Genomic DNA, 11,359 nt, shown 5'->3' with positions numbered 1-11,359 from the left:
CCCGCACACGCGTTCTCCGACCCGTAGGATTCCGGGATGGAACCGGTCACCCTCACCACGGACCGCCTCACGCTGCATGTGCCGCACGAGTCGGACATCGACGCGATCGTCGCAGCATGCCAGGATCCGGAGATCCCGCGGTGGACAACCGTGCCGAGCCCCTACACGCGAGAGCACGCCGCGGACTATGTGCGCCTGATCGGCGAGTGGTGGGCCGACGGGAGCCAGACGATCTGGTGCGCGTATCGCGACGAGGAGCTCGTCGCCTCGATCGGGTTGCACCACATCACGCCGCACCACACCGGCGGGCACGCGGAGCTCGGATACTGGGTCACCTCTGCCGCGCGCGGCAACGGCTACCTCGTCGAGGCCGCGCGCGCCGTCGTCGACTGGGGCTTCGACGAGCTCGGTCTCGCACGGCTGGGCTGGCGGGCGGTCGCGGGCAACATCCCGTCGGCACGGTCGGCGAGGGCGCTCGGGTTCCGCTACGAGGGATTCGCACGCCAGGCGCTCACGAGCGAGCGCGGCCGCGACGACGGCTGGTTCGGCGGACTCCTCGCATCCGACGACCGCACACCGGTCGACTGGCCGGTGCTCTAGTCGCGTGTCCGACCCCGATGGCAGGATGAACGCATGCCGGAGATGCCGGAAGTACAGGGCCTGACCACATTCCTCACCCAGCGCGCGGTGGGGCGGACGATCGTGCGAACCAGCGTGGGCGCGATCGCCGCGCTCAAGACATACGACCCGCCGAACTCCGCACTGCACGGTCAGCAGATCACTGCGGCCTCTCGACGGGGAAAGTTCGTCGTGCTCTCGTGCGGCGACGACCTGCATCTCGTCTTCCACCTGGCCAAGGCGGGCTGGCTGCGCTGGTACGAGACGCTGCCCACGACGCCGATCAAACCCGGCAAGTCGCCCATCGCCGTCCGTGTCGGCCTCGACGACGAGAGCGGATTCGACCTCACCGAGGCCGGCACCAAGAAGTCGCTCGCCGTGTATGTCGTGCGCGACCCGCAGGACGTCCCGGGGATCGCCCGGCTCGGGCCCGACCCTCTCGACGAGTCGTTCACCCGGGAGGTCTTCCGCGGTCTGCTCCAGGGGCGGCGCACGCAGATCAAGGGCCTGCTCCGCGATCAGGGCGTGATCGCCGGAATCGGGAATGCCTACTCCGACGAGATCCTGCACGCCGCGCAGATGTCGCCGTACGCGATCGCCGACAAGCTCGACGACGACGAGGTCGATCGCCTGTATGCCGCCATGCAGACGACTCTCGCGGATGCGGTCGCCGAGGCCTCGGGCAAGCCGCCGGCCGACCTCAAAGACGCCAAGCGCCGTGGGATGCAGGTGCATGCTCGTCGTGGCGAGGCCTGCCCCGTGTGCGGCGACACGGTGCGCAGCGTCTTCTTCGCAGATCGCTCGATGGAGTACTGCCCCACGTGCCAGACCGGTGGCAAACCCCTCGCCGATCGTCGGTTGTCACGGCTGCTCAAGTAGCACTTCGACGCGGAATGAAATGCATCCGGATGTGTTGAGTACACTCAGAGCATCAACGTGCTCCGGGGTCGGTGAGAATCCGAACCGGCGGTGACAGTCCGCGAGCGTCTCGGTTCTCCGAGATGCCGATCCGGTGGAATTCCGGGACCGACGGTGGTGCGAGGCCCAGCCTCGCTAGTCCGGAAGGGAGGCAGCACGGTGCGCCGCCGCGCGCGCGTTCTGCCGACGTCTCCCTCGAGGAGATCCCCCGGAGCCTCAGAGAGGACCACGGATGGCAGTGAACGAGGCGGAACGCCGGGCGATGACCCGTGCGCTCGAGCTCGCGACGCTCGGACCTCGCGGAGTGAACCCGCAGGTCGGTGCCGTCATCCTCTCCCCCGACGGCGAGATCATCGCCGAAGGGTGGCATCACGGCGCCGGAACGCCCCACGCCGAGGTCGATGCCCTCTCGCGACTCTCCGCCGGTGCCGCCGAGGGGGCGACCGCTGTCGTCACCCTCGAACCGTGCAACCACACCGGTCGCACCGGCCCCTGCGCCGTCGCGCTGATCGAGGCCGGCGTCTCGCGTGTCGTCTATGCCCTCGACGATCCGGGAGCCGTCTCGGGCGGCGGTGCCGACCGCCTCCGCTCGGCGGGCGTCAGCGTCGATGCGGGCGAACAGAGCGATGTCGCACACCGCATCATCGACGGCTGGCTCACCGCTCAGCGCCTGGGCCGCCCCCACGTCACCGTGAAGTGGGCGCAGTCCCTCGACGGCCGCGCGGCGGCATCCGACGGCAGCAGCCAATGGATCACCGGGCCTGAAGCCCGCGCAGACGTCCATCGACGTCGCGCTGCGGCCGATGCGATCGTCGTCGGCACAGGCACTCTGCTCTCCGACGATCCCTCGCTGACGGCTCGCGACGGCGAGGCGCTCCATGAACACCAGCCCGTCCCGGTCGTGATCGGCTCGCGCATCACCCCCGACGATGCGGCGATCCGCCGGCATCCGCAGACTCCGCTCTTCTACGACACCCATGATCTGCATGCCGTGCTCGCCGACCTGCACGCTCGCGGCATCCAGAGCGTGTTCATCGAGGGGGGCCCGACGCTCGCGAGCGCCTTCGTCGCCGCGGGGCTCGCCGATCGCGTGCTCGTCTACATCGCGCCGGTGCTGCTCGGCGGCGACCGGCTGGCACTGACCGACATCGGCGTCGGATCCATCGACGCCGCCCGACGACTGACGATCGACCAGTGGCAGCCCCTCGGGTCCGACCTGCTCGCGATCGCTCATCCCGCGCTCACCACCGAAGAAGGAGCCGCCTGATGTTCACCGGAATCATCGAGGAGATCGGCGAGATCACCGCGATCGCGCCCGCCGGAGACGGCTGGCGGCTGACGGTTCGCGCCCCCAAGGCGGTCTCCGACGCCGTGCACGGCGAGTCCATCGCGGTCTCGGGAGTCTGCCTCACCGTCGTCGACTCGACCTTCGACACCTTCGACGCCGACGTCATGAGGCAGACCCTCGACGTGGCTGCTCTGGGCGGCGCATCCGTCGGCACCCGCGTGAACATCGAGAAGGCGATGCCGGTCGGCGCGCGGCTCGGCGGTCACATCGTGCAGGGACATGTCGACGGCGTCGGCGATGTCCTCGAGGTGCGACCCGGCGAGCAGTGGAGCGTGCTGCGCATCTCGCTGCCCGACGACCTCGCGCCGCTCGTGGTCGACAAGGGCTCCATCTCGGTCGACGGCACCTCCCTCACCGTGAGCGCGGTCAGCGCTGTCGACGCGGACGCTCACTGGTTCGAGATCTCGCTCATCCCCGAGACTCTCGCCGCCACCACCCTCGGCTCCCGCGCGGTCGGCGACCGCGTCAACCTCGAGACCGACATCCTCGCCCGTCACGTCGAGCGCCTGCTGGCGTTCCGGGCAGCACCGGAAGGAGGCTCGCGATGAGCCTTTCCACCATCACCGAAGCCCTCGAGGCCCTTCGCGCGGGGCGCCCCGTGCTCGTCGCAGACGACGAGAACCGCGAGAACGAGGGCGACGTCATCATGTCGGCCGAGCTCGCCACGCCCGAATGGGTGGCATGGACGGTCCGCTGGTCGTCGGGGTTCATCTGCGCGCCGATGCCCGCCGACCTCGCCGACAACCTCAACCTGCAGCCGATGGTGGCCGCCTCCGAGGACGCCCGTTCGACCGCCTACACCGTGAGTGTCGACGCCGCCGAAGGCGTGACCACCGGAATCAGCGCGCACGACCGCGCGCACACGCTGAACGTCCTGGCGAATCCCGATTCGACCGCGACGAGCGTCATCCGCCCCGGTCACGTCCTGCCGCTGCGCGCCGTCGACGGCGGAGTGCGCGAGCGCAGCGGCCACACCGAGGCCGCGGTCGATCTGATGAAGCTCGCGGGCCTGCGGCCCGTGGGCGCGATCGCCGAGGTCGTGGCAGAGGACGGCAGCATGATGCGACTGCCCGGACTCATCGAGCTGGGTGCACGCGACGGAGTGCCGGTCATCACGATCGAGCAGCTCATCGCCCACCTCAACGAGGTCGACCCCACCGGCTGGTCGCCCGAACGCGCCAGTCGTCGTGTCAGCCTGCGGGCAGACGCGACCGTGCCGACCACGCACGGGACGTTCCGGTTCCTCGCCTATAAGGACCGGGTGACCGGCACCGATCACATCGCCGTCGTGTCGGGCGAGCCCGCCGAGACCGCGCTCGTGCGCGTGCACTCCGAGTGCCTGACCGGAGAGGCCTTCGGGTCGCTCAAATGCGAATGCGGCCCGCAGCTCGACGCCGCCCTCGACGCGATCGAGCAGGACGGCGGCATCGTCATCTACATGCGCGGCCATGAAGGTCGCGGAATCGGCCTGATCAACAAGCTCCGTGCCTACAGCCTGCAGGAGGAGGGGCTCGACACGGTCGATGCGAATCTCGCACTCGGGCTTCCCGCGGATGCGCGGGACTACGCGGCTGCGGCCGGCATCCTCGCCGATCTCGGCGTCTCGAAGGTTCGCCTGTTGACCAACAACACCGACAAGGTGAACCAGCTGCGCACCCTCGGACTCGATGTCGTCGAGCAGGTGCCGCTGATCGTCGGCGTCGGACCGAACAACCATCAATACCTCGAGACCAAGCGTGACCGCATGGGTCACATCATCGGTGAGGCGGAGCTCGCAGAAGCTCTCGCCGACGGACGGAAGGACGACGCATGAGCGGCGCAGGAGCACCCAAGACCGAGAAGATCGACGGACGAGGCCTGAAGGTCGTCATCGTCGCCGGCACCTGGCACGACGTCATCACGAACGGCCTCATCGCCGGCGCCCAGCGTGTGCTCGATGACGCGGACGCCGACTACCGCCTCGTCCGCGTGCCGGGGTCGTTCGAACTCGCCCTCGCCGCCCAAGCCGCCTTCGCAGGTGGAGCGGATGCCGTCGTCGCACTCGGCGTGATCATCCGCGGAGGCACCCCGCACTTCGAATACGTCTCGGCAGCCACGACCGACGGACTGACGCGGGTCTCGCTCGACGCGGGCAAGCCCGTCGGATTCGGCGTGCTGACGCTCGACGACGAGAAGCAGGGTCTCGACCGCGCCGGACTCGAGGGCTCGAAGGAGGACAAGGGCGCGGAGGCTGCGGATGCCGCGCTGCGCACGGCCCTCCTGGTGCGCTCGCTGCGCGGCTGAGGCCGGCCCTCGCGTGGGCTGAGGTCAGCCTGGCCCGGTAGGTCAGCCTCCCCTTGGTGGCGCGCACGTCCCGCCTGCTCGTACCGTGAGGGCATGGAGACTCTGCGCCACGTCGTTCTGTTCGTCCATCTCATCGGCTTCGCCGTGCTGTTCGGCGCCTGGGCGGTGCAGGCGTTCGGCGGCAAGCGCGAGTTCACGCGCCTGATGAGCATCGGCATGACCATCGCAGCGATCGCGGGTCTCGCCCTCGCCGCTCCGTGGGGTCTGCCGGAGGGCGTCGAGATGAACTACGCCAAGATCGGCACGAAGCTCGTGGTGCTGCTCGCGATCGGTGCGCTCCTCGGCATCGGCACGTCGAAGCAGCGCAAGTCCGGCAGCGTGCCGCCCGCGATGTTCTGGCTCGTCGGCATCCTGACCGCCCTCAACGCGGGCATCGCCGCCATCTGGCGCTGACTCTCCTTCCCTTCCGCCGGATCAGCGGATTCTGACCTCGGACGCATCGATCTCGCGCCGGCGCCCTCGATCGGGAGGGGATCTGCGCACGGGAGGGCGGTGCGAATCCTGCGAACCTCCGAATCGACGATCTCCTCCGTATCGCAGCCACACCGGCGACCGAGAGAGCCGGCTCACCCACGACGGTGGAGGCCCTGAGCCACGGCCCGAAGGATCACGTCCTGCACTTCGGCCCACCGGTTCATGACCTGGTCGTACCCCACCCTGATGACGTGGTACCCCAGGAGCATCACCCGCGCGTCGTGCTCGATGTCGCGAGTTCGCTGCATCCCGACGTGGTGGCCGCCATCGATCTGCAGCACAAGGCACTCCCCGATGAGGAGATCGACGCGATGCCCGGCGATCCAGGTCTGGCGCCGCAGGGGCAGGTCGAGCCACCGGAGCCGCGGCACGACGACCGATTCGAGGCCGGAATCCGAGAACGGCGTCGCCTCGTCGATCAGAGCGCGACCGGATTCCGTCAGCGGGAGACGTCGAAGCATGTCGAGATCGACGAGTCCACGATGCAACGCGGAATTCCAGATCGACAGAGCGGTGTCCCGTGACTGACACCGCGCCACGATGGCGAGGACGTTCTCGATCGGATCCTCGAGGGTTCCAGGGACTCGTGGCACTGCCGGTTTCTCCCAGTGCACATGTCCTGAAGCGGCGATGTGTCCGGCGTGCGGTGGTGCCGCGACGTGGGGATCGGCGAGGCCGACATCCCACAGCCCTCTTCTCGTCGCCTGAGTGACGCAGGTGAGTATGACGCCGTCCCGCGCGGCCGCGATGAGCAGCGGGTCGGCATCGCGCGCCGCGACCCAGCCCTTGCGAACTCGGATCAGCTCGCCACGGTCGACGGCGACGCCGATCGCATGCCGTGAGACGCCGGTGACGAGCAGATCGCGCACCCGCGCGGCGCCTCGCGCGGCATCCACCATCGGTTTCTTCATCCTCTCCAGAGTGGATGAAAGGCGCACTCTCACCTCGAGAATGACTGCCCTGAGCCGCGAGTCGGGGAAAGACTCGCGCGTCCGCCATCCGTGCAGAAGCCCCGCGTCCTCATCGCGTGCGTCGATTCGGAGGAGATCTGCACAGGGGAGGTCGATGTGCGTCGTGTCGCCCTCCGAATCGAGGATCCCCTCCCCATCGTCGGGGAGCTGGGCCGAGGTGGGAAGCTGGGCCGAGCGGGGCGAGCTGGGCCGACCTCGGGGAGCTGAATGTGAGGGAGGGCGCGCGAGAGGATGCCGGAGTCAGCGCGCGGCGCGCGGCGGGGCCGAGCTCTCGCGCACGATGAGCTCGGTGCCGACGAGCGGCGTCTGACTGCGCTCTCCCCCATCGAGCTCGGCGAGGAGGGCGTCGACCGCGAGAGCACCGACCTTCTCGGGATGCTGCTGCACCGTGGTCAGCGGCGGCCACAGTTGGGCGGCATCCGGCAGGCCGTCGAACCCGACCACGCTGACGTCGCCGGGAATGTCTCGACCGGCCTCGCGGAATGCCCGCACGACGCCGATCGCCATCTGGTCGTTCGCCGCGAACACGGCGGTGACGCCGTCGTCGTCACGCAGGCGGAGCCCGGCGCGATAGCCGGACTCGGCTGACCAGTCGCCCTGCAGCGGATCGGGTGCCTCGATGCCGCGCTCCACGAGAGTCGAGCGCCAGGACTCGCGTCGACGCTCTGCGGAGTAGGACTTCGCCGGTCCTGCGACGTGCCAGACGGTCTCATGGCCGAGGTCGAGCAGGTGCTCGGTCGCGAGGCGCGCCCCCTGAGCCTGATCCGTGTCGACGAACGGGTGAGTCGTGCCGCGGTTCGAGTCGACGAGCACGACGGGCAGACCGTCGGGGATCTCGACCTCGGCCTCGTCGAGCTGATGCGCCTCGATCACGATGATGATCCCGTCGACGGCGTGCTCCTCCAGGCGGCGGAAGGCTCCCGCGACGGTGTCGCGGGCACTCGACTCGACGGGGATGAGGGTGAGGGCGTATCCCATCTGCGAGGCGCGCACCGCGATCGCATCGAGTGTGCGCTGGTTGCCGTACGAGCTGAAGGAGAACATGATGACGCCGATCGCCCGGAATCGGCCGGATCGCAGCGCACGAGCCGCGCTGTTGGGCCGGTAGCCGAGCCGCTGCATGGCGTCTTCGACGCGCTCCCTGGTGGCCGCGCCGACGTAGCCGCGCGCGTTCACGACGCGCGACACGGTCTGTCCGGAGACGCCGGCCTCGCGGGCCACGTCCTCCATGGAGGGGTCTCGCCGCCGCTGCGGCGGCTCTGCCGACTGTACCGAGGTCACGAGCACTCATCCATTCATGTGTTGACGTTGACACACTAGCAGTGCATCGAATATGTTGACGTTGACACACGGCGCCGTGAGCGCCCGATCTCTAAGAAGGTTCTCGTCAATGACGACTCAAGATTCCGCAGCCCTGGCGGACCACGGCATCCGCCGGCGTGAGAAGCGCGACTGGAAGGGATGGGCCTTCGTCGGCCCGTTCATGGTCGTCTTCGCCCTGGTCTTCCTGACCCCGCTCGCCTACGCGCTCTACCTCAGCTTCTTCCAGGAGAAGCTGATCGGCGGCACGGCGTTCGTCGGGTTCGACAACTACGTCCGCGCGCTCACCGACCCGCAGTTCTGGGAGGCGTTCGGCCGCGTGGTGCTGTTCCTCGTGGTGCAGGTGCCGATCATGCTCGTCCTGGCGCTGGCCGCGGCGCTCGCCCTCGACAGCGCACGCCTGCGCGGCGCATCGTTCTTCCGCATCCTGATCTTCCTGCCGTACGCGGTGCCCGCGGTCGTCGCGGTGCTCATGTGGGGGTACATCTACGGCGACCAGTTCGGTCTGACGTCGAACTTCAACGACTTCCTCGGCAGCGACCTCATCACGCCCTTCGCCCGGGAGTGGATCCTGGTCTCGATCGGCAACATCGTGACCTGGCAGTTCGTCGGCTACAACATGCTGATCTTCTACTCGTCGCTGAAGACCATCCCCACCGACATGTACGAGGCGGCGTCGCTCGACGGCGCGGGCGCATGGCGCACGATCTTCTCGATCAAGATCCCCTCGGTGCGCGGTGCTCTCGTGATCGCCACGATCTTCTCGATCATCGGCAGCTTCCAGCTCTTCAACGAACCCAACATCCTGCGGCCCCTGGCTCCGAACGTGATCACGACGTACTTCACCCCCAACATGTACGCGTACAACCTCTCGTTCGCCGGACAGCAGTTCAACTACGCCGCGACGATCGCCATCATCATGGGCGTCATCACCGCAGTGATCGCCTACGTCGTGCAGCTGCGCGGCTCGAAGTCGGAGGTGCGCTGACATGGCACTCCCCCTCGCCCGTCCCTCGCAGAAGCGCCACGATCTGATGAATCCGCGCAAGTCGAAGATCCTGCTGATCGTCATGGTGATGTACGCCCTGTACACACTGGTGCCGCTCGTCTGGCTGCTGTTCAGCTCGACCAAGACGCAGTCCGGGCTGTTCAGCTCGTTCGGGCTCTGGTTCTCCGACGACTTCGCATTCGTCGACAACCTGGTGGCGACCTTCTCGTATCAGGACGGCATCTTCCTGCGCTGGCTCGGCAACACGCTGCTCTACGTCGTGGTCGGCGCCGGAGGCGCGACGCTGCTCGCCACCATGGCCGGCTACGGCCTGGCGAAGTACCGCTTCCCCGGCCGGCGCGCGGTGTTCGCCGTCGTGCTCGGCGCGGTCGCCGTGCCGGGCACCGCCCTCGCCGTGCCGACCTTCCTGCTCTTCAGCGAGCTCGGGCTCACGAACACCCCGTGGGCGGTGATCATCCCCTCGCTGATCAGCCCGTTCGGCCTGTACCTGATCTGGGTGTTCGCGTCGGAGTCCGTGCCGACCGAGCTGCTGGAAGCGGCGCGCATCGACGGCGCCGGAGAGTTCCGCACCTTCTTCACGATCTCGATGCGACTGCTCGCACCGGGCATCGTGACGGTGACCCTGTTCACCGTGGTCGCGACGTGGAACAACTACTTCCTGCCGCTGATCATGCTGTCCGACCCCGCCTGGTACCCGCTCACCGTCGGCCTGAACCAGTGGAGCGCTCAGGCGATCGGCGCCGGATCTCAGCCGATCTACAACCTGGTGATCATGGGTTCCCTCCTCACCATCATCCCGATCGTCATCGCCTTCCTGCTGCTGCAGAGGTTCTGGCAGTCAGGTCTCACCGCCGGAAGCGTCAAGCAGTAGCCTCCGGCACCCTCCGCACCGCCCCCTGTCGGTCCGACGCTGGACCGCACCCCCGAAAGGACACAGCAATGAAGCACCTTCCCTCACCCGCCGCACGGCGCACCCTCACGGTGCTCGCGGCCGGAACCGTGGCAGCGCTGGCGCTGGCCGGCTGCAGCACCGGCGACTCCGGCTCCGGCGGCAGCGCTGCCGGCGACGGCTCGTTCGACTCCGTCGAGGCCGCTCTCGAGAAGGGCGGCGAGATCACGTACTGGTCGTGGACCCCCTCCGCCGAGGCTCAGGTCGAGGCGTTCGAGAAGGAGTACCCGAACGTCAAGGTGAACGTGGTCAACGCGGGCACCAACAACGAGGAGTACACCAAGCTGCAAAACGCCATCAAGGCGGGCTCCGGCGCCCCCGACGTCGTGCAGATGGAGTACTACGCCTTCCCGCAGTTCGCGCTGACGGATGCCTTCGTCGACCTCTCGCAGTACGGCTTCGCCGACTTCGAGGACGACTACACCGCCTCGACCTGGAACTCCGTCACCGACGGCGACGCGATCTACGGCCTGCCGCAGGACTCCGGCCCCATGGCGCTCTTCTACAACAAGGCAGTGTTCGACGCCGCCGGCGTCGCCGTGCCCACCACGTGGGACGAGTACTACGAGGCGGCGAAGGCGATCCACGCCGCGAACCCCGACGCCTACATCACGAACGACACCGGCGACGCCGGCTTCGCGACCTCGATGATCTGGCAGGCCGGCGGCAAGCCGTTCGAGACGTCGGGCACCGACGTCACGATCGACCTGCAGGACGACGGATCGAAGAAGTGGACCGAGAACTGGAACCGCCTCGTCGAGGAGGACCTGCTCGCGCCCTACGGCAGCTGGAGCGACGAGTGGTTCCGCGCTCTCGGCGACGGCAGCCTCGCGACCCTCGTGATCGGCGCCTGGATGCCGGGCAACCTGATCACGGGCGCCCCCGACGGTGCCGGTGACTGGCGCGTCGCTCCGATGCCGACCTACGACGGCACCCCGGCGACGGCGGAGAACGGCGGCGGCGGCCAGGCCGTGACCACGCAGAGCAAGAACCCGGCACTCGCCGCCGGATTCCTGTGGTGGCTGAACAACTCGGAGGAGAGCATCTCGACGTTCCTCGAGTCCGGCGGATTCCCGTCGACGACCGCCGAGCTGTCGAGCGAGGAGTTCCTCGCCGACGCGCCCGAGTACTTCGGCGGCCAGAAGATCAACGAGGTCCTCGCCGCAGCGGCCGACGACGTGGTCGAGGGCTGGAGCTACCTGCCCTACCAGGTCTACGGCAACAGCATCTTCGGAGACACCGTGGGCCAGTCGTACCAGAACGGCACCGACCTGAACGAGGGCCTCATGACCTGGCAGGACGCGCTGGTCGAGTACGGCAACTCGCAGGGCTTCGCCGTCAACAAGTAATCGCACGTCCGGGCCGGACGGGGACTCGCTCTCCGTCCGGCCCTCCCCATCGAAAGCACC

Annotated in this window: 12 protein-coding genes; 10 read left to right on the top strand and 2 right to left on the bottom strand. The window is 68.3% G+C overall.

Annotated elements, in window-relative coordinates; translation table 11 throughout:
* Positions 1-36 precede the first annotated feature (36 nt).
* The 7 genes from ACIPV5_RS07655 to ACIPV5_RS07625 all read left to right on the top strand — a co-directional run bounded on the left by ACIPV5_RS07655 (position 37) and on the right by ACIPV5_RS07625 (position 5,620).
* The gene (locus ACIPV5_RS07655; RefSeq protein WP_400340611.1) at positions 37-600 is read left to right on the top strand and encodes a GNAT family N-acetyltransferase; all 564 of its coding nucleotides are present in this window, start codon (positions 37-39) and stop codon (positions 598-600) included.
* Positions 601-633: 33 nt separating this feature from the next.
* Entirely contained in the window at positions 634-1,497 is an 864-nt protein-coding gene (locus ACIPV5_RS07650; protein WP_400340609.1) for an Fpg/Nei family DNA glycosylase, read from the top strand.
* 271 nt (positions 1,498-1,768) lie between these two features.
* On the top strand, positions 1,769-2,803 hold the full coding sequence (gene ribD, locus ACIPV5_RS07645) for a bifunctional diaminohydroxyphosphoribosylaminopyrimidine deaminase/5-amino-6-(5-phosphoribosylamino)uracil reductase RibD (RefSeq protein ID WP_320491260.1): 1,035 nt from the start codon (positions 1,769-1,771) through the stop codon (positions 2,801-2,803).
* Positions 2,803-3,432: a riboflavin synthase gene (locus ACIPV5_RS07640; RefSeq protein WP_400340607.1), complete on the top strand. Its 630-nt coding sequence runs from the start codon at positions 2,803-2,805 to the stop codon at positions 3,430-3,432. The genes ribD and ACIPV5_RS07640 overlap by 1 nt, the downstream gene beginning before the upstream one ends.
* Positions 3,429-4,697 (top strand): GTP cyclohydrolase II, encoded by a 1,269-nt coding sequence (gene ribA / locus ACIPV5_RS07635; RefSeq protein WP_400340605.1) that lies wholly within the window; start codon positions 3,429-3,431, stop codon positions 4,695-4,697. The genes ACIPV5_RS07640 and ribA overlap by 4 nt, the downstream gene beginning before the upstream one ends.
* On the top strand, positions 4,694-5,167 hold the full coding sequence (ribH, locus tag ACIPV5_RS07630; RefSeq protein ID WP_053095484.1) for a 6,7-dimethyl-8-ribityllumazine synthase: 474 nt from the start codon (positions 4,694-4,696) through the stop codon (positions 5,165-5,167). The genes ribA and ribH overlap by 4 nt, the downstream gene beginning before the upstream one ends.
* A 93-nt stretch (positions 5,168-5,260) precedes the next feature.
* Positions 5,261-5,620: a Fe-S protein gene (locus tag ACIPV5_RS07625; protein ID WP_295101330.1), complete on the top strand. Its 360-nt coding sequence runs from the start codon at positions 5,261-5,263 to the stop codon at positions 5,618-5,620.
* 173 nt (positions 5,621-5,793) lie between these two features.
* Here the strand turns inward: ACIPV5_RS07625 and ACIPV5_RS07620 are convergent, their stop codons facing one another.
* Positions 5,794-6,612: a DUF559 domain-containing protein gene (locus ACIPV5_RS07620; RefSeq protein ID WP_400340602.1), complete on the bottom strand. Its 819-nt coding sequence runs from the start codon at positions 6,610-6,612 to the stop codon at positions 5,794-5,796.
* Between the two features lie 300 nt (positions 6,613-6,912).
* Entirely contained in the window at positions 6,913-7,902 is a 990-nt protein-coding gene (locus tag ACIPV5_RS07615) for a LacI family DNA-binding transcriptional regulator (protein WP_400341251.1), read from the bottom strand.
* 160 nt (positions 7,903-8,062) lie between these two features.
* On the opposite strand from ACIPV5_RS07615, the gene ACIPV5_RS07610 reads away from it, so the two are divergent.
* The 3 genes from ACIPV5_RS07610 (at position 8,063) to ACIPV5_RS07600 (ending at position 11,299) form a co-directional block, all read left to right on the top strand.
* Complete coding sequence (locus tag ACIPV5_RS07610; protein ID WP_056277859.1) at positions 8,063-8,980, top strand: carbohydrate ABC transporter permease; 918 nt, start codon at positions 8,063-8,065, stop codon at positions 8,978-8,980.
* 46 nt (positions 8,981-9,026) lie between these two features.
* A complete protein-coding gene (locus tag ACIPV5_RS07605) occupies positions 9,027-9,872 on the top strand; it encodes a carbohydrate ABC transporter permease (RefSeq protein ID WP_056277856.1) in 846 nt (281 codons plus the stop codon).
* A 68-nt stretch (positions 9,873-9,940) separates the two neighbouring features.
* Positions 9,941-11,299: a sugar ABC transporter substrate-binding protein gene (locus ACIPV5_RS07600; RefSeq protein ID WP_053095479.1), complete on the top strand. Its 1,359-nt coding sequence runs from the start codon at positions 9,941-9,943 to the stop codon at positions 11,297-11,299.
* Positions 11,300-11,359: the final 60 nt, after the last annotated feature.

The sequence above is a fragment of the Microbacterium sp. NPDC090014 genome, assembly GCF_044748285.1.
In the GTDB taxonomy this organism is placed as follows: Bacteria; Actinomycetota; Actinomycetes; order Actinomycetales; family Microbacteriaceae; genus Microbacterium.
This window is presented reverse-complemented; position numbering and strand designations above follow the sequence as displayed.

Excerpts from the sequence above, each read along its gene's own strand:
- ACIPV5_RS07625 (WP_295101330.1), top strand. The coding sequence starts at position 5,261 with ATGGAGACTCTGCGCCACGTCGTTCTGTTCGTCCATCTCATCGGCTTC.
- ribH (WP_053095484.1), top strand. The coding sequence starts at position 4,694 with ATGAGCGGCGCAGGAGCACCCAAGACCGAGAAGATCGACGGACGAGGC.
- ACIPV5_RS07620 (WP_400340602.1), bottom strand. The coding sequence starts at position 6,612 with ATGAAGAAACCGATGGTGGATGCCGCGCGAGGCGCCGCGCGGGTGCGC.
- ACIPV5_RS07610 (WP_056277859.1), top strand. The coding sequence starts at position 8,063 with ATGACGACTCAAGATTCCGCAGCCCTGGCGGACCACGGCATCCGCCGG.
- ACIPV5_RS07615 (WP_400341251.1), bottom strand. The coding sequence starts at position 7,902 with ATGGAGGACGTGGCCCGCGAGGCCGGCGTCTCCGGACAGACCGTGTCG.
- ACIPV5_RS07650 (WP_400340609.1), top strand. The coding sequence starts at position 634 with ATGCCGGAGATGCCGGAAGTACAGGGCCTGACCACATTCCTCACCCAG.
- ACIPV5_RS07605 (WP_056277856.1), top strand. The coding sequence starts at position 9,027 with ATGAATCCGCGCAAGTCGAAGATCCTGCTGATCGTCATGGTGATGTAC.
- ribA (WP_400340605.1), top strand. The coding sequence starts at position 3,429 with ATGAGCCTTTCCACCATCACCGAAGCCCTCGAGGCCCTTCGCGCGGGG.
- ACIPV5_RS07655 (WP_400340611.1), top strand. The coding sequence starts at position 37 with ATGGAACCGGTCACCCTCACCACGGACCGCCTCACGCTGCATGTGCCG.
- ACIPV5_RS07640 (WP_400340607.1), top strand. The coding sequence starts at position 2,803 with ATGTTCACCGGAATCATCGAGGAGATCGGCGAGATCACCGCGATCGCG.
- ribD (WP_320491260.1), top strand. The coding sequence starts at position 1,769 with ATGGCAGTGAACGAGGCGGAACGCCGGGCGATGACCCGTGCGCTCGAG.
- ACIPV5_RS07600 (WP_053095479.1), top strand. The coding sequence starts at position 9,941 with ATGAAGCACCTTCCCTCACCCGCCGCACGGCGCACCCTCACGGTGCTC.